This is a genomic window from Chryseobacterium salivictor, assembly GCF_004359195.1.
Taxonomy (GTDB): Bacteria; Bacteroidota; Bacteroidia; order Flavobacteriales; family Weeksellaceae; genus Kaistella; species Kaistella salivictor.
Genome location: NZ_CP037954.1, coordinates 1,338,995 through 1,354,756, shown reverse-complemented (window position 1 = coordinate 1,354,756; position 15,762 = coordinate 1,338,995). Strand labels below are relative to the sequence as shown.

Below are 15,762 nucleotides of genomic sequence, written 5' to 3'. Positions count from 1 at the left end.
AACTATCAACTAAGTTTACCAGGCGCAATTCGGATACGTTCTCTGCATGTATTGCAATTCACATAAGATAAAACCAAAATATTCGGTGTGGTAACCGGTTCGTGAACCTTTTTGCATAAATTCACTTTCCGGGATTTCAATGCCGAAATTTTTGAAATCTTCTGTTACGGTTTTCGTCCACACGTCGTGAATGTGTTTTCCGTTCGGAACGATTTCTAATTTTGCTAAATCCTCTTCGCCTGGAGTTTCCGCAAACATTCCGCCAGTGTATTCCCAAAGATTTTCAACCGCATTCTTTAGGCGGGTTTTACTTTCTTCGGTTCCGCCTGCAAACATTTTAATCCAGGTTGAAGTGTGCGTATAATGGTATTTTACTTCTTTTAGAGATTTTTCGGCAATCGCAGAAAGTTGTTCGTCGCTGCTTTTCATTAATTCCGTGTAAAGAATTTTTTGATAAACCGAAAAGAAATAGACTTTTAAAAGCGTGTTCGCATAATCACCGTTCGGAAGTTCTGATAACTGGCAATTCAGATATTCTTTTTCCAGACGCAGGAAAGCCAAATCGTCTTCCGTTTTTCCCAAATCCTGAATTTGTGCTGCATATTTATAAAAATTATTGGACTGTCCGAGATAATCAAGCGCAATATTCGTCAAGGCGATATCTTCTTCCAGATACGGTCCCTGTCCGCACAATTCGCCCAGTCTCTGACCAAAAATCAAAGTATCATCGGCGAGTTTTAAAGTATAATTAAAAAGTGGATTCATTTATTTTTTAGATTAAAGATGAAAGAACAAAGAGTAAAGACGATTGTCTTTTTTCTATTCTCTTTTTTCTCAAAGTCTATTGCTACATGTTTTTCACATCGTTCGGGATTTCGTAAAAAGTCGGGTGTCGGTACAGTTTATCGTCTGCCGGATCGAAAAATGCTTCTTTATCGATGCCTTCAGAAGTCACCAAATATTTACTCGGAACGACCCAAATTGAAGTCCCTTCCATTCTTCTGGTATAAACATCGCGTGCAGCTTGAAGCGCCATTTCTGCCGTTGCAGCCTGTACAGTTCCTGCGTGTTTATGGGAAAGTCCCGGTTTTGTCTGGATGAAAACTTCCCACATATCTAAGTTGCTCATTGCTGTAAATTTTAAGGTTTAAAGATAAAGATTTTTAATGAATTCCGTAGCGTTCAAATGATTGCCAGTACTTATCTTTATAAATTTCAAAGCTCATTTCGTAGTCCGGGTATTTTTCAACAGTTTTGGCGAGAATTTTTGAAATTTTTCGGAAGTCTCTGCTGACAAAATAAATTTCTCTTATATTATCGGCGGTTTCCCGGCCCAAATTCAAATTCCCTTCTTCGGAATTGAGTTCAAGCATGATATCATCTTCGATTGTATTAAACAAATCATAATCTTTATCATCCGGAAAACCATTGTCTTCATCGCCTGAATAGGCAATTCTCAAAACCGAAATCCAGGGATGTGATGCTTTCTGATCCCATTGCAATAAATCGACATTCACCGTGGCAAGCAAAGGAAAACCATTTTCCAAAGTTCCTTCTAATAAAGAGTAGGAATCTTCGGTTGTTTCAATTTTGGCGGCTTCGTATTTTTCGGTAAATTCTCTTTCACGCCAACTCAAAAAATCCTTTAATTTTTCGATGGGAACTAATTCTTTTTCTGCCTCACTTTTACCTGCAATGCTAAAATTATCAATCTGAGTCACAAAATTTAATTCTCCTAAATAATTATCGATAAACAGATAAGTTCCATTGATCAGTTCATTTTCATTTTGGTCATTTAAATCTTCATGAACAAAAACTAAGTCAATTTCATCCGGATAATCCTCGTCGTCGTTGGAATAGAAATAGATGTTGTTTTTGTCGAAAATGTAATCACCCATTCTGATGCTCACATTTTCAATATCCAGTTCCGGTTTGAGCGCGGTGAATTTCCAGTTTTCAAGATTCGGAGATTCAGCGATAAGTTCTTCAGCGTAAACGATATCTTTAATGCTTCCATCAACGGTGATAATGAGTTCGGCAGTAAGATCATCAGACATTCCCACAAGGATGAAGAAATTTTCATTCAATTCCTTCAATTGTGGTAGAATGATATTTAAAAAATTTTCATCAATGTTTTGTTGCTCTTTCACCGCATTGAAAAAATCTTTTTCTTTGGTTTCAAACCACTTCCAAAACTCTTGATATGTGGATTTGTTCAGTTTTTTTAATTCAGTCATGATGATTGTTTTTCTCCGTCAATATAAACCGTTTCAGCTCTTAAACTTCCCTGCTGATAAAGCACGTTCTGGAAATTATCAGTTTCAAAAGTAACAAAATCTGCTTTCTTTCCTTTTTCTAAAGTTCCGCGGTCTTCTAAACCTAAAGCAAAAGCCGAACGGAAAGTAATTCCCGCCAAAACTTCTGCGGTCGATAATTTTTCGAAAGTCGCCAAAATACTTGCTTGGGTAATCAGATTTCCCATTGGAGCAGAACCGGGATTCCAATCGGAAGCGATCGCTAAAATCCCACCGGCATCTAAAATTTTCCTGGCCGGCGTAAACTTTTCTCCTAAACCCAAACTTGCTCCTGGAAGCGCAGTCGCAACCGTTTCAGATTTCGCTAAAAATTCGATGTCTTCATCAATAGTTGCCTCTAAATGATCGGCTGATTTTGCACCAACTTCCACCGCAATTCTTGAACTCCCCGACGTAAACTGATCGGCGTGAACCGTTATTTCAAAACCGAATTCTTTGGCTTTTAATAAAAACGCTTTGCTTTCTTCCGGTAAAAATGCGGATTTTTCAATGAAAATATCAACTCTTTTTGCGAGGTTTTCTTCTTTTACTTTTGGTAAAATTTCATCTAAAACGTATTGTAAATATGCCTCTGAACTTCCTTCGAAATCTCTTGGTTTTAAATGGGCGGAAAGACAAGTTGTGATCAAAGTCGCTTTTGTAAAAGCTTGTGCTTTTTTTATCACGCGCAACATTTTCAGCTCATTTTCAACATCTAAACCATAACCGGATTTTATTTCAACCGTTGTAATTCCCAATGAAACCAGGAAATTGATTCTTTCTAAAGTGGTTTTTAATAATTCTTCTTCACTTGCCAGTCTCGTGTGCTGAACGGAACTCCAAATTCCGCCTCCATTTTCTGCGATTTCCAAATAGGTTTTTCCGGCATTTCTCATCGCAAAATCATTGGCACGGTTTCCTCCGAAACAAATGTGCGTGTGAGAATCCGTAAAAGCCGGCAAACAAATCTGTTCACCTTCGATATTTTCAATTTCAATATTGGGGAATTGTTCTTTTAAATTTTGAAAAGAATCTGCGGTTTCTATTTTTCCGTCTTTAATTAAAAGTCCGCCATCATTAATAATTTCGAGTTGGTCATCAGATAATTTTCCCCGTAAAGGAAGTTTGGCAAGCGTTACAATTTGTTTGAAAGGACCGATTAATTTCATGACGAAGATTTTTTTAATATTTCAAAAATAAAACAAAAGACTTTAGGTTTTGACAAAAAAAATAATTCAATTTTTTCAACCACAAAAGTAACAAAAGAGTAAAGCATAAAAACAATCCTATTAAAGGTAAAATAAGCCGAACGCTTTTGCATCATCCTTTTTTATCTTTAACACAAAATTATTTAATCTTCACAGTGATAAAAACTTTTGTGTCCTTGGTGGTTGTTTTTTGTAAGGTATTAATATAATAGGTTTTAAGGACGATTTAAATTATGCTTAATTGGTCTTTTTTAAATGATCGAAAACGAATTTGGAAAGTGGAATAAACATTAATCCAGCTACAATAAATGTGATAAATGCTTTTTGCAGTCCAAATGCACTTGCAAGATAACCAATAATCGGCGGACCTAAAAACATACCCACTGTCGAGTAGGTACTGATAATGGAAATCACAATCGGAACCGAATATTTTTTAGCCTTACCAGCGAGAATAAAAGTCATAGGATAAAGTCCGGAAACGCCAAATCCGACCATACAAAACCCAATAAGAACGGGAAAAAGGGACGGAAAAACAGTAGCAATAAGAACTCCCGAAATGATAAGAACCGAACTTGCGATATACAATTTTTGCATACCAAACCGTCCCATCAGATTATCGATCGTTAATCTGGAAATCGTCATACAAACCATGAACAGTAAATAACCGTACGTGAAAACTTCCTGTTTTACAATTTCTTTCAAGTAGACGCCATTCCAGTCGTACATTCCTCCCTCACAAATTGCCGCAAAAAAAACGATAAATCCTAACAGGGAAATGTATTTACTGGGTTTTTGCAATTTGAAAGTATTGCTTGTTTTGGCTTTGTCATTTTTAATGAGAAAAGGGAACATCCCAATAATGATGACGAGCCCAAACAACATGATCATCAGAAAATGCCAAAATATTGAAACCTGATATTTGATCATAATTGTTGAAAACAGCACGCCTAAAATACCGCCAATACTCCAAACTCCATGAAATTTACCCACAATTCTTTTTTCAAATTTTTCCTGAATAGAGAGTGACTGCGTATTAATGGCAACATTAATAATTCTGAGCGATATCGAAAATAATATAAGGGAAATTACAAGTCCAAACAATGAAAATCCCCAGCCGATAGAAAATAAAGACAACAAAAAGGTTACGCTGGCTATTTGTAATGGAATTCTGCTGTCATATTTTGCGACAAGCCAGCCAGAAAGAGGAATTCCGATGATGGCACTTGCCGGCATGATCATTAATAGATTTCCTAAATCTCCTTCTGTAAGATTAAAAATAGCTTTGATGGTGGGAATTCTGGAAGCCCAGGTAGAAAAACAAATTCCAGATAAAAAGAAATAGGCCGAAAGTGCAATTCTTTGCTTTTGAGGTGTTGAAAACATATGCCGCAAAATTAAGACATTAGACTTTTATATTTCGGGTGTTTTGGATATTAAATTAATGGTTGACGAATAAAAAGAGAGTCACTTAATTTTTTTATTTTAAAAAAAGATAAGAATATTTCCGTTCTAAAATTTTCTATCTTTGAAGAAATTTATAAAAATGCCCGATTTTTTGCATCCCGATCAAGAGAATTTCTCCGAGGATGAATTAATTTTAGAAGAGAAAATCCGTCCGCAGAGTTTTCGGGATTTTGCCGGACAGCGCAAGACTCTGGATAATCTTGAAGTTTTTGTTGCAGCGGCAAAAAACCGTGGCGGTGCGCTGGATCACGTTCTTTTACACGGTCCGCCGGGATTGGGGAAAACGACTTTAGCCCATATTATTGCGAATGAATTGGGAGTGGGCTGTAAAATCACTTCGGGTCCGGTCTTGGATAAGCCAGGAAGTTTGGCCGGACTTTTAACCAATCTGGAAGAAAATGATGTTTTATTCATCGATGAAATCCACCGGCTTTCCCCGATTGTAGAAGAGTATTTGTATTCGGCGATGGAAGATTATAAAATCGACATCATGCTGGAAAGCGGTCCGAATGCCAGAAGTGTGCAGATCGGTTTGAATCCTTTTACGTTGGTTGGAGCAACCACCAGAAGCGGAATGCTGACCAAACCGATGCTCGCAAGATTCGGAATCCAGTCCCGGTTAGAATATTATACGATTGAACTTTTATCGATGATTATCGAAAGAAGTGCACGGGTTTTAGATGTTAAAATCTACGAAGATGCTGCTTTGGAAATTGCGAGAAGAAGTCGTGGCACTCCCAGAATTGCAAATGCACTTTTGCGGAGAGTTCGGGATTTTGCAGAAATTAAAGGAAATGGCGAAATCGAAATTGAAATTACGAAATTTGCATTAAATTCTTTAAATGTTGATGAATTCGGACTCGATGATATGGACAATAGAATTATGCGCGTGATGATTGAAAATTTCCGTGGGAAACCCGTGGGGATTTCTGCATTGGCAACTTCAATTGGCGAAAATCCGGAAACTTTGGAAGAGGTTTATGAACCGTTTTTGATTCAGGAAGGTTTTATTATCCGAACTCCGAGAGGACGGGAAGTAACGGAAAAAGCGTATAAGCATTTGAATATTTCGGTGCCGAGAAGACCTGATGAACTTTTTTAATGTCAACGATCTCGCTTCAAGTGAGAGAATATCTTTAACGCAAAAGACGCAAAGAGATGAAACCGTATTACTTATTATTCGAACGCAAAGGCGTTTCACTTAGCGAAGGCTTGAATAAATGTCGTAAAATGAAATGATTAAAATATGAATGAAAATGAAATTTCAAAAGTAGTATTTGAGTCGGGTTTGAAAATTCATCGTAAGGTTGGAATTGGTCTTTATGAAGCGGTATATGAAGAATGTTTAGTTTATGAATTAAAGAGGAACGGTTTGAAAGTTGAAAAGCAAAAAGATATTTCAATTGAAGATAAAGTAATAATAGAGATTAAGGCAGTTCCTGAAATTATTACTTATCATACCTATCAACTTTAAACTATTTAAGAATTACAGGATTTAAATTAGGTATGCTGTTGAATTTTCACTCTTTATTATTTAAAGACGGCGTTAAAAGAATAGCAAATAATTTGTAAAAGATTTACTACTTTGCTGAGTGAAACGCCTTTGCGTTCTTAAAAAGTGATGTGCAAGTAAAAAAGTCTTTGCGGATCTTTGCGTTAAAAATATATCAAGATAAAAATTAAAATTTTATGAAACTCTATCCCATACAGTGCGGAAAATTTAAATTAGATGGTGGTGCGATGTTTGGTATCGTGCCGAAAACCCTTTGGCAAAGAACGAATCCGGCCGATGAAAATAATTTGATCGAACTGGGAACCCGCTCGCTTTTGGTGGAAGACGGTAAAAAACTGATCCTCATCGATTGTGGTTTAGGCAACAAACAGGACGAGAAATTCTTTGGACATTATTCCTTATATGGCGACGATACATTGGATAAAAATCTTAAAAAATATGGTTTCGTAAAAGAAGACATTACAGATGTTTTCTTGACGCACCTTCATTTCGATCATTGCGGCGGCGCCATCGAGTGGAATGACGACCGCAGCGGTTACAGACCGGCTTTTAAAAACGCCCATTTCTGGACGAATGAAAACCATTGGAAATGGGCAACCGAACCTAACCCAAGAGAAAAGGCCAGTTTTCTGAAGGAAAACATTCTGCCGATGCAGGAAAGCGGGCAGTTGAATTTTCTGCCAACACCGAAAAGTGGAAATTATGGTTTTGCCCCGGATTTGAAGATGGATGTTATTTTTGTGGATGGACATACCGAAAAGCAAATGCTTCCTGTGATTCAGTATCAGGAAAAAACGATTGTTTTTGCAGCAGATTTAATTCCTACTGCGGGCCACATTCCACAGGTTTATGTGATGGGTTATGATACGCGTCCACTTTTGACCATGGAAGAAAAGGGAAAGTTTTTGAAACAGTGCGTAGATAACGATTACCTGTTGTTTTTTGAACACGATGCACACCACGAACTGGCGAGTCTGAAAATGACCGAAAAGGGAATTCGCTTAGACCAAACCTTTAGTATGAATGAGGTTTTCGGTTATTAATTAAAGAAAAAGAAAATTATATAAAAATGATAAACGACGAACCTGAACCCAGGGTCAACACAAAGATTATTGGAATAACCGGAGGAATTGGCTCTGGAAAATCAACGGTCTCGAAATATATCGAAGAAGCAGGATTCCCTGTGTATTATTCTGATATCCGTGCGAAAACTATTGTCAACGATCAGCCGCAACTTCAGCAGCAGATCAAAGAACTTTTGGGTGAAAATGCCTATGACGAAAATGGTCTGTACGACCGAAAATATGTTTCTGAAATGGTCTTTAATAATGAAGAATTATTATTAAAGTTAAATTCACTGATTCATCCGGCAGTAAAAACCGATTTTGAAAACTGGATTTCCCAGCAAACAACGGATTTTGTTTTTAAAGAAACGGCACTTTTGTTTGAATTAAAATTAAATGAAAGTTGTTACAAATCTATTCTCGTAACTGCAGATGACAACTGCCGACTGAAAAGAGTCATGGATCGCGACAACAAAACCTACCGTGAAGTTGAATCGATTATGCTGAAACAAATGCCGGAAAAAGACAAAGTGAAACTTGCCGATTTTGTTATTTTTAATAATGATGGATTGGAAGAGCTTCAACAGGAAACGAAGAAAGTATTGGAGGAAATAAAATCGTTCTAGTAAAATTTTATCAAAAAGTTAAATCATACTCTATTGGATTTTTGCAGCAAAATGAAATGACAGGCACTGACAGCAAAGCCTTACATGCGATTTTCAAATTATTGTGTTTTAATCTGATAAAACTCATACCATCAAATTTTCAAACACAGTCTAATTAAGATAAATTTGTCCTATTAAAGAACAGCATAAAAAATTAATTATGAAACGAATCGTAACCTGTTTTACATTAGCCCTATTAACATTGCAGGCTTGTAAACAAAATCCTTCCGAAAATTCCACGGCAACATCTGAAAACGCAATGGACATCAAAGTCAGCGGTGAAACAGAAACCCAGGCAATTGTAAATCCACCGATGGTGCCTGCTCCGATTGGTGACCGCGCTGCCAAAAAAGTAGTCGTTCATTTAGAAGCAACCGAAGAAGTTGGTGAATTAGCCGACGGGGTAACTTACAAATTCTGGACTTTCAACAGTACCGTACCGGGAACTTTTATCAGAATCAGAGTGGGCGATGAAGTTGAACTTCACGTAACCAACAGAAGCGACAGTGTAATGCCTCACAATATCGATCTTCACGCGGTGAACGGTCCGGGTGGCGGCGCAGAAGCGACCAACGTGGCTCCGGGAAAAGAGGCGGTCTTCAATTTTAAAGCGCTCAATCCAGGTTTATATGTTTACCATTGTGCAGCAGCACCGGTTCCGTTACATATTGCCAACGGAATGTATGGTTTGATTTTAGTAGAACCAGCTGGCGGATTGCCAAAAGTTGACCGGGAATATTACATCATGCAGGGCGAATTCTACACCAAAGGAAAAACCGATGAAAAAGGCCTTCAGGAATTTGATCAGGATAAAGGAGTTGACGAAAGACCATCTTATGTAGTTTTCAATGGCAAGAAGAATGCTTTAATGGGTGAAAATGCCCTGGAAGCTAAAGTAGGCGAAACAATAAGACTTTTCGTAGGAAATGGCGGACCAAACCTGGTTTCTTCTTTCCACGTGATTGGTGAAATCTTCGACAGGGTATATATGGAAGGAGGAAGCGCCATTAACAAAAACGTACAAACCACAGTAATCCCCGCAGGCGGAGCAGCTATCGTAGAATTTAAGGTTGAAGAACCAGGAAACTACATTATCGTGGACCACTCAATTTTCCGGGCATTTAATAAAGGTGCTATCGGAATGCTAAAAGTGACTGGAGAGAAAAATCCGAAAATCTACAATAAAGTAAAATAATCCTACAACCATTAATTATAATTAAAGAAACCGCCATGTCCAAAATTATTAAAATATTCTTGTTCCTTGGTGGTTTCTTTTTTCTGATGGTTTCCTGTGAAAAAGCAAACACACTCAAATCAACAGAAGGATCTTCAAGTTCAACTCAAAAGGAAACTGCCATTACTCCTGATGTTAAAATGGTTTTGATTAAAGGTGGCGACTATCAGCCTTTTTACGGGGAAGACAGCACTCTGGTTAAAGTTGCAGATTTCCTATTGGATGAAAGACCGGTCACGAATGCAGAGTTTCTGGATTTTGTTAAAAAAAATCCGCAATGGAAACGCAGCAATATCAAAGCAATTTTTGCTGATGACACCTATCTGAAAGATTGGCAGGGTGATGAAACGCTTCCTGAAAATGCAGATCCAAATGCAGCCGTAACTTACGTTTCGTGGTTTGCAGCGAAAGCTTACGCAAAAAGTGCAGGCAAAAGATTACCGACTTTAGATGAATGGGAATATGTGGCGATGGCTGATGAAGAAAATCCGAACGCCAGAAACAAACCAACCTACTCTGCTCATCTGATCAATCTTTATAACGAAAAAGACCGGCAGAAAAACAAAGTAAAAAGTTCTGCGCCTAATTATTGGGGCGTTTACAATATGTTTGATCTGGTTTGGGAATGGACTGACGACTTTAATTCAATCATGACGACCAGCGATTCCCGTACGGCCGAATTCGATGACAAAGGATTGTTCTGCGCCTCGGCAGCAACTACTGCGACTGATGTTTTAAATTACGCTTCCTTTATGAGATACGCATTCCGATCCAGTTTAAAAGCAAATTATACCGTCGGGAATCTCGGTTTCCGGTGTGCAAAAGATGCATCAAATACACCATAATGAAAAATTTAATTGTAGCTTTATTTTCAGCGATATTCCTTTTTTCCTGTTCTGAAAAACAAGAACCTCAAACTGCAAAAAAAGAAACTTCTGCAGGATCCATATTTATGTTGGATTCAAAATGGCAAAACCAGGACGGTAAAGAACTTCAGCTAAAAGATTTAAAAGGTAAAAACTTAGTTGTCGTCATGATATTTACAAGTTGTACAACGGCTTGCCCCATTTTGGTTGCAGATATGCAGAAGATCGAATCGAAAATCGACAAGAATAAACTGAAAGAAACCACCATGGTTTTAGTTTCCATTGATCCGGAAAATGACACACCGGAAGTCTTAAAAGCCTATGCCAAACAAAGAAATATGGATGGTGAACCCTGGCTTTTCTTAAGAAGTGACAAAGAATCTGTACGTGAATTAGCAAATGTTCTTGCCGTAAAATACAAGAAAATTTCGCCGATCGTTTTCTCCCACTCCAACATCATTTCGGTCTTTAATAAAAATGGCGAAATGGTGAGTCAGGTTGAAGGAACCGTGAAATCCGAAGAAATAGCACAAACCGTAAATGGCCTGAATTAAAATAACACTAAATCAGCCATCAAAGCCTGCTTAAGAAATTTTGCAGGTTTTTTTATGCTTAATTATCAATTATTTCGAGCAAAACTGTGCTTTCATAACATCGATTTCTTTGTTTTGATTCTCTGTATCAAACCGGTCTGCTTTTTCCAGTTCAACGCAGGCTTCCGGAATTTGATTTAATTTAATATAAGACATGCTTCGTCCAAAACTGGAATCCAGATTTTCACCAACCATTTGCACCATGGTATTGATTTCATCTAAAGTTTCCTTATAATCTCCCTTTTCATAATAAGTGCTTGCAATTATATTATAAACTTGCGGACTCTTCGGATTGGTAACCGTCATTTTCCGAAAACTCATTATCGCTTCGTCAAATTTCTTTTGTTGCCTCAAAACCGTTCCTATCCGCAAATAAAGTCCCAGATAAACAGGATTTTTTTCCTGGGCTTTTCCGTAATAGCTTAACGCTTCATCGGGATTCCCAGTTTGAAATTCGCAATCTCCCAAAATTGTATAAGTCTCCCAGGTCTTCTCGCCTTTCTCCAGTAATTTAAGATAATTTACTTTTGCGGTCATAAAATCTTCATTATTAAAAGCAGCTAAACCCTGCCGTTTTATTTCTCTCCTGGACTGTCCAAAACAAACCGAAACCGAGAGGAATATGAAGAGAATACTAAAATTTGTTTTCATTAATTTTTTAATAAATCTACAAATTATTTTCCGAGTTTATCTTTAAAATCATCGATTCTAAAATCGGTTAAGGCATTTCCTTTTTCAATTTTCTCTTTGGAATAGAGTTTAAAATCATTTTCGGTTTTTTCTAAAAGATGATCATAAGGACCCACCGATGAAATTAATTTGATCAGGACGGGAGAAATTTCTAAGGTAATAAAAAGACCCATAATAAAAGCAGCGGCAAGCCCTATAACCGCAGAGTTTTTCCCGAGTTCGTCCAACGCCTGCAACCGGGCGGCAAATCCATTGAACTGATCTTCGAAAGTTTCGGTCTTATTTCTTTCTTTTTCGATATTGGTGTAAACTTTCGACACTTCTTTATCCAGATATTCCAACCGTGGGGCAATCTGTTTTTGGTAATTTTCTAAATCTAGACGGCGCTGTTCTTTCAGTTCAGCCTTACGTTTTGCGTTAGAACCAAATCCTACCTTTCCACTTGTTAAGCCGCTTTGTTTGCCGAGAATTTCTTTTTCTAATTCTACAGAAGCAGAATCGTAGGATTTTTGATAGTCAGCAATTTTGGTTTGAATTTGTTTTTTTTCGGTTTCAAAAGGTCCGGATTGCTGCAGAATCCTGCCGTTCATTTCTGCCTGAAGCTGCGTTTTATTTCTTTGAATAATGGTATTCAACTGCTTGTTGACTTCCTTTTCGAAAATTTTTAACTCTAAAGGTTTAGAAATAATGATTCCTAAAAAAGCAGCCAGGATTAATCTCGGAATTGCCATCAAAATCTGGTTCCACCAGGTTCCTGTTTTTTTGATTGAAGAAACGATATAGCGGTCCAAATTGAAAATCATCAATCCCCATAAAATGGCAAAACCTACGGAAATCCAGATATCATCAAAAACGGTAAACATGGCGTATCCCGCGGAAAGGGTCGCAAAAACTGCGGTAAATAAAACGATGCCGCCAATACCGGAAAACTTATTCCACTCGCTTGGTGTTTTTCGAAGAATATGAAGGTTTCCACCAGAGCAGACCATCAGAAATTTCTGAAACCAATTCATGGAATGATTGACATGTTGTACGGGATTTATTTTTTGAGATTTCATTCTTTTTCAATTAAACTTTGACCAATTGGTATTCAAAAACGGAACAATGTTACAGATAGTATTAGGTTTAACATTCTAATCACGAAAATTTTAATAAAATATTATGAATCTGTATTAAACATTCTTAAATTTTGAGCTGACTTGCTCAAAAGCAGTAACTTAGTAGTCCGCCTTTTAATTTAATAACTAAAAACCTTAACCATGAAAAAAATTATTATCGTTGTAGCAATGGTTTTTTCAATTGGAATTATTGCTCAAACATGTGGATTCGATGAGGTTCAGAAAAACCTGGAACTCAAATATCCTGAAATTAAAAATAAAAGAGAATTGTCAGAAACTCAACTTCTCGGTACCGATGTAAAATCCTATCTTAAAAAAATTGGAGCCACCTCCAGAAACGGACTTTATGACGGGACGATTTACGAAATCCCCGTTGTTGTGCATCTTATCACATCCACCTCAGCGAGTAATTCAGGTCTTGCCTTAACAGACAACCAAATTATCACCTGGATCAACAACTGCAATAAAATGTACGCAACAACTTACGGAAACGGTTTTTTTCCGGAAGGTACAGGAAGTCTTGACGGAAATGTAATTCCCATAAAATTGGTTCTGGCAAAAAGAACTCCCCAATGTACACCAAGTACGGGAATTGTAAGATATAACGGCAGTATCATTTCCGGGTACGACCAATATGGCGTACAAAGAAGCACAACAAGTGGAGCTATGATAGAACAGGTAAAAGCGCTAGCACCGCATTGGCCGGAAAACGCCTATTTCAACATCTACGTTGTGATTGGCTTTGACGGAGACAAATCGACATCTGGCTTATTGGGCTGGAGTGGCTACCCGACTAACCCTGATGCTTTTTACGAAAGTTTTATGAAAGTTACGGTGGTCACCAATAATAACGATTCCACCCTGGCTCATGAATTTGGTCACGGGCTCGGACTTCTCCACACTTTTGAAGGAGCACCGTCATCACCCACCAACAATCCGCCAATCGCGGCAGACTGTCCTATTAACAACAACTGCCTTATCGATAATGACAGAGTGTGTGACACCGCTCCCTGCGCAAGTCTTTTGAATGTAAATCCCACACCGACAAATACCGTTATAAATCCATGTACGGGAACATTTTATGACGGTGTGCAGTACAATATCATGAACTATACCCGGCAACCAAGAAAGTTCACAGCGGGACAGCGGGATCGCGCGCTTTCAGTTTTCATGCAGTACAGAGCAAATTTAACGAACTCCCTGGGTGGAACAGACCTTGCTACCGATCCTGGCGCAGGAACTTTAACTGCGGCAAACTGCAGCCCAACAGGAATCACAAATCCCGGTAATTTCGGTATGGGACCGACCAATGTTTTACTGGCCAATATTAACAATGTTTCTGATCCTTACAACCCTATCAATAATCAATATTATGTGGATTACAGCCTACAAAACTGTACCAGCAAAGCAGTATATACTGATATTCCACCCAATAAACCGAGTGAGCTCAATGTGAGTTTCGGTACCAATCCTCAGTTTATTAAAGCTTGGATTGATTATAACAATAATGGAATATTTGAATCTTCAGAGTTAATTGGCGCTTCGGCTACAAGAGTTTCCACTGAAAGTTCCCCATTTGTCATCCTATTTACTCCGCCGGCAAATGCTGTGAAAGACACCTATTTAAGAATGAGAATCATCGCAGATTATACCAATGATACGGCTTGCCAGAATTTGAGTTACGGACAGACCGAAGATTATTCCGTAAGAATTGCCACCAATTTGGCAACTTCTGAAAACCCTAAAGATTCATCTGATTTAATTTACTATTCAAAATCGGAAAACAAACTGTCACTCAGCAGCAAGTTTAGTAAGGGTTTTGGCGACTATAAAATCTATGATATGAATGGCAATATCGTACAAAAAGGAAATGCGGCAAGTACAATCCTGATCAATCAAGTTCTTCCGATGGGCACGTATATCGTTCACTACCAAAACTCTTCTAAAAAATTCATTAATAATTAAACACCACGAGAAAGGGCCATTTTTACATGATGGCTCTTTTTTCTGAAATAAAAATCATGAAAAGAACAATCCTGTTTTTCGCCATTGTTTCGTTTTTCTATCAATGCTGTTCTCAAAAAAAAGAACCAAGTTCTCAACCCGTTTTAGAAAAAACCAACAGCGAGTTACCAAATCAAAAATATTTTGTCGGTAAATGGGTCAATACCGAAACATATTATATCATCGGAAACAAGAAAAAGCTGCAACCACAATCCAATTGCCAGCAGAAATCCTATTGGGAATTTAATGAGAAAAATGAAATTCTAACCCAATCAAAATTCACTGCAAAAGGAAAAAACTGTTCCGAGTTCATATCTACAAATAGCGGTACGGTAATTTTTACCGATAACAATATGCAGTACTTCGTTGATGATGTCTTATATTCTGTAAAAATAAAGGTGATTTCTGACCATAAATTCATGCTGATCACCAATGATTTTATTGGTGGAAAAGAGGTAAAAATTGAAAAAATTTATGAAAAAAATAAAGGCGGCTATTTTAACCGATCTGGATTTTGCTTCAAAAAACTGTCCCAACCGGTATATGATTTCTCCATCGATAAATTGCCGGAATTAAAATGATGACAAACCGCCACTGCCAAACCATCGGATGCATCGAGGTATTTGGTTGGGAATTCTTTTAGATTGAGAAGACTTTTCAGCATTCCGGCGACCTGCTCTTTACTGGCATTTCCGTTTCCGGTGATGGCCATTTTAATTTTTTTCGGAGAATACTCGGTAATGGGAACATCGCGGTATAAGGAAGCTGCCATAGCAACACCCTGCGCCCGACCCAACTTCAACATCGACTGTACGTTTTTTCCAAAGAAAGGCGCTTCGAGGGCGACCTCATCGGGATTGTACTCATCGATAATTGCCAAAGTCCGTTCAAAAATATATTTAAGTTTTGTTTCGTGATTGGGATATTTCTTTAGGATAAGTTCATGCATCGAAACCAATTCCATTTTATTTCCTTTCACAGAAATGATTCCGAAACCCATAATTGCGGTTCCGGGATCGATTCCTAAAATAATTTTTTCGCTCTTCATC

At 37.7% G+C, this 15,762-nt stretch carries 17 protein-coding genes and 1 pseudogene; 10 read left to right on the top strand and 8 right to left on the bottom strand.

Annotation, left to right across the window (positions count from 1 at the left end):
- Positions 1 to 15: 15 nt before the first annotated feature.
- The 5 genes from paaC to NBC122_RS06290 all read right to left on the bottom strand — a co-directional run bounded on the left by paaC (position 16) and on the right by NBC122_RS06290 (position 4,885).
- Complete coding sequence (paaC, locus tag NBC122_RS06310) at positions 16 to 765, bottom strand: 1,2-phenylacetyl-CoA epoxidase subunit PaaC (protein WP_133439571.1); 750 nt, start codon at positions 763 to 765, stop codon at positions 16 to 18.
- A gap of 82 nt (positions 766 to 847) precedes the next feature.
- Positions 848 to 1,129, bottom strand: coding sequence for a 1,2-phenylacetyl-CoA epoxidase subunit PaaB (gene paaB / locus NBC122_RS06305; RefSeq protein ID WP_125024240.1), 282 nt, complete (start codon positions 1,127 to 1,129; stop codon positions 848 to 850).
- A 34-nt stretch (positions 1,130 to 1,163) separates the two neighbouring features.
- A complete protein-coding gene (locus tag NBC122_RS06300) occupies positions 1,164 to 2,237 on the bottom strand; it encodes a DUF695 domain-containing protein (protein WP_133439570.1) in 1,074 nt (357 codons plus the stop codon).
- Positions 2,234 to 3,463 (bottom strand): imidazolonepropionase, encoded by a 1,230-nt coding sequence (gene hutI, locus NBC122_RS06295; protein ID WP_133439569.1) that lies wholly within the window; start codon positions 3,461 to 3,463, stop codon positions 2,234 to 2,236. The genes NBC122_RS06300 and hutI overlap by 4 nt, the downstream gene beginning before the upstream one ends.
- Positions 3,464 to 3,739: 276 nt before the next feature.
- Complete coding sequence (locus NBC122_RS06290) at positions 3,740 to 4,885, bottom strand: MFS transporter (RefSeq protein ID WP_133439568.1); 1,146 nt, start codon at positions 4,883 to 4,885, stop codon at positions 3,740 to 3,742.
- Positions 4,886 to 5,045: 160 nt separating this feature from the next.
- Between NBC122_RS06290 and ruvB the strand changes: the two genes are divergently transcribed.
- From ruvB to NBC122_RS06255, 8 genes and pseudogenes are all read left to right on the top strand, one after another.
- The gene (gene ruvB, locus NBC122_RS06285) at positions 5,046 to 6,068 is read left to right on the top strand and encodes a Holliday junction branch migration DNA helicase RuvB (protein ID WP_133439567.1); all 1,023 of its coding nucleotides are present in this window, start codon (positions 5,046 to 5,048) and stop codon (positions 6,066 to 6,068) included.
- A 144-nt stretch (positions 6,069 to 6,212) separates the two neighbouring features.
- Positions 6,213 to 6,440, top strand: coding sequence for a GxxExxY protein (locus NBC122_RS06280; protein WP_317127524.1), 228 nt, complete (start codon positions 6,213 to 6,215; stop codon positions 6,438 to 6,440).
- A gap of 32 nt (positions 6,441 to 6,472) precedes the next feature.
- Positions 6,473 to 6,538, top strand: a complete 66-nt coding sequence (locus NBC122_RS14685; RefSeq protein ID WP_317127526.1) for a hypothetical protein — start codon at positions 6,473 to 6,475, stop codon at positions 6,536 to 6,538.
- 117 nt (positions 6,539 to 6,655) lie between these two features.
- A complete protein-coding gene (locus NBC122_RS06275) occupies positions 6,656 to 7,522 on the top strand; it encodes an MBL fold metallo-hydrolase (protein ID WP_133439566.1) in 867 nt (288 codons plus the stop codon).
- Positions 7,523 to 7,548: 26 nt separating this feature from the next.
- The gene (coaE, locus tag NBC122_RS06270; protein WP_133439565.1) at positions 7,549 to 8,169 is read left to right on the top strand and encodes a dephospho-CoA kinase; all 621 of its coding nucleotides are present in this window, start codon (positions 7,549 to 7,551) and stop codon (positions 8,167 to 8,169) included.
- Between the two features lie 199 nt (positions 8,170 to 8,368).
- Positions 8,369 to 9,400: pseudogene (gene nirK / locus NBC122_RS06265) on the top strand (copper-containing nitrite reductase); the annotation flags it as partial.
- A gap of 38 nt (positions 9,401 to 9,438) precedes the next feature.
- Entirely contained in the window at positions 9,439 to 10,287 is an 849-nt protein-coding gene (locus NBC122_RS06260; RefSeq protein ID WP_133439563.1) for a formylglycine-generating enzyme family protein, read from the top strand.
- A complete protein-coding gene (locus tag NBC122_RS06255) occupies positions 10,287 to 10,862 on the top strand; it encodes an SCO family protein (protein WP_133439562.1) in 576 nt (191 codons plus the stop codon). Before NBC122_RS06260 ends, NBC122_RS06255 begins: the two co-directional genes overlap by 1 nt.
- 69 nt (positions 10,863 to 10,931) lie before the next feature.
- Here NBC122_RS06255 and NBC122_RS06250 read toward each other — a convergent pair whose 3' ends face one another.
- Together NBC122_RS06250 and NBC122_RS06245 are read right to left on the bottom strand one after the other, a co-directional pair.
- Positions 10,932 to 11,552: a tetratricopeptide repeat protein gene (locus NBC122_RS06250; RefSeq protein ID WP_133439561.1), complete on the bottom strand. Its 621-nt coding sequence runs from the start codon at positions 11,550 to 11,552 to the stop codon at positions 10,932 to 10,934.
- A gap of 23 nt (positions 11,553 to 11,575) precedes the next feature.
- Complete coding sequence (locus tag NBC122_RS06245; protein WP_133439560.1) at positions 11,576 to 12,649, bottom strand: DUF4407 domain-containing protein; 1,074 nt, start codon at positions 12,647 to 12,649, stop codon at positions 11,576 to 11,578.
- Between the two features lie 201 nt (positions 12,650 to 12,850).
- Here NBC122_RS06245 and NBC122_RS06240 point away from each other — a divergent pair, with 201 nt between their 5' ends.
- Positions 12,851 to 14,674, top strand: coding sequence for a GEVED domain-containing protein (locus NBC122_RS06240; protein ID WP_133439559.1), 1,824 nt, complete (start codon positions 12,851 to 12,853; stop codon positions 14,672 to 14,674).
- A gap of 56 nt (positions 14,675 to 14,730) precedes the next feature.
- Positions 14,731 to 15,294 carry a lipocalin family protein gene (locus tag NBC122_RS06235; protein WP_133439558.1) on the top strand — a complete coding sequence of 188 codons (564 nt, stop codon included), beginning with the start codon at positions 14,731 to 14,733 and terminating at the stop codon, positions 15,292 to 15,294.
- On the opposite strand, the gene ruvC is transcribed toward NBC122_RS06235, so the two are convergent.
- Positions 15,207 to 15,761, bottom strand: a complete 555-nt coding sequence (gene ruvC, locus NBC122_RS06230) for a crossover junction endodeoxyribonuclease RuvC (protein WP_133439557.1) — start codon at positions 15,759 to 15,761, stop codon at positions 15,207 to 15,209. The genes NBC122_RS06235 and ruvC overlap by 88 nt on opposite strands.
- Position 15,762: the final 1 nt, after the last annotated feature.

What these genes read in the sequence shown, in the direction of transcription:
- paaC (WP_133439571.1), bottom strand. Translation starts at nt 765, where the DNA reads ATGAATCCACTTTTTAATTATACTTTAAAACTCGCCGATGATACTTTG.
- paaB (WP_125024240.1), bottom strand. Translation starts at nt 1,129, where the DNA reads ATGAGCAACTTAGATATGTGGGAAGTTTTCATCCAGACAAAACCGGGA.
- NBC122_RS06300 (WP_133439570.1), bottom strand. Translation starts at nt 2,237, where the DNA reads ATGACTGAATTAAAAAAACTGAACAAATCCACATATCAAGAGTTTTGG.
- hutI (WP_133439569.1), bottom strand. Translation starts at nt 3,463, where the DNA reads ATGAAATTAATCGGTCCTTTCAAACAAATTGTAACGCTTGCCAAACTT.
- NBC122_RS06290 (WP_133439568.1), bottom strand. Translation starts at nt 4,885, where the DNA reads ATGTTTTCAACACCTCAAAAGCAAAGAATTGCACTTTCGGCCTATTTC.
- ruvB (WP_133439567.1), top strand. Translation starts at nt 5,046, where the DNA reads ATGCCCGATTTTTTGCATCCCGATCAAGAGAATTTCTCCGAGGATGAA.
- NBC122_RS06280 (WP_317127524.1), top strand. Translation starts at nt 6,213, where the DNA reads ATGAATGAAAATGAAATTTCAAAAGTAGTATTTGAGTCGGGTTTGAAA.
- NBC122_RS06275 (WP_133439566.1), top strand. Translation starts at nt 6,656, where the DNA reads ATGAAACTCTATCCCATACAGTGCGGAAAATTTAAATTAGATGGTGGT.
- coaE (WP_133439565.1), top strand. Translation starts at nt 7,549, where the DNA reads ATGATAAACGACGAACCTGAACCCAGGGTCAACACAAAGATTATTGGA.
- NBC122_RS06260 (WP_133439563.1), top strand. Translation starts at nt 9,439, where the DNA reads ATGTCCAAAATTATTAAAATATTCTTGTTCCTTGGTGGTTTCTTTTTT.
- NBC122_RS06255 (WP_133439562.1), top strand. Translation starts at nt 10,287, where the DNA reads ATGAAAAATTTAATTGTAGCTTTATTTTCAGCGATATTCCTTTTTTCC.
- NBC122_RS06250 (WP_133439561.1), bottom strand. Translation starts at nt 11,552, where the DNA reads ATGAAAACAAATTTTAGTATTCTCTTCATATTCCTCTCGGTTTCGGTT.
- NBC122_RS06245 (WP_133439560.1), bottom strand. Translation starts at nt 12,649, where the DNA reads ATGAAATCTCAAAAAATAAATCCCGTACAACATGTCAATCATTCCATG.
- NBC122_RS06240 (WP_133439559.1), top strand. Translation starts at nt 12,851, where the DNA reads ATGAAAAAAATTATTATCGTTGTAGCAATGGTTTTTTCAATTGGAATT.
- NBC122_RS06235 (WP_133439558.1), top strand. Translation starts at nt 14,731, where the DNA reads ATGAAAAGAACAATCCTGTTTTTCGCCATTGTTTCGTTTTTCTATCAA.
- ruvC (WP_133439557.1), bottom strand. Translation starts at nt 15,761, where the DNA reads ATGAAGAGCGAAAAAATTATTTTAGGAATCGATCCCGGAACCGCAATT.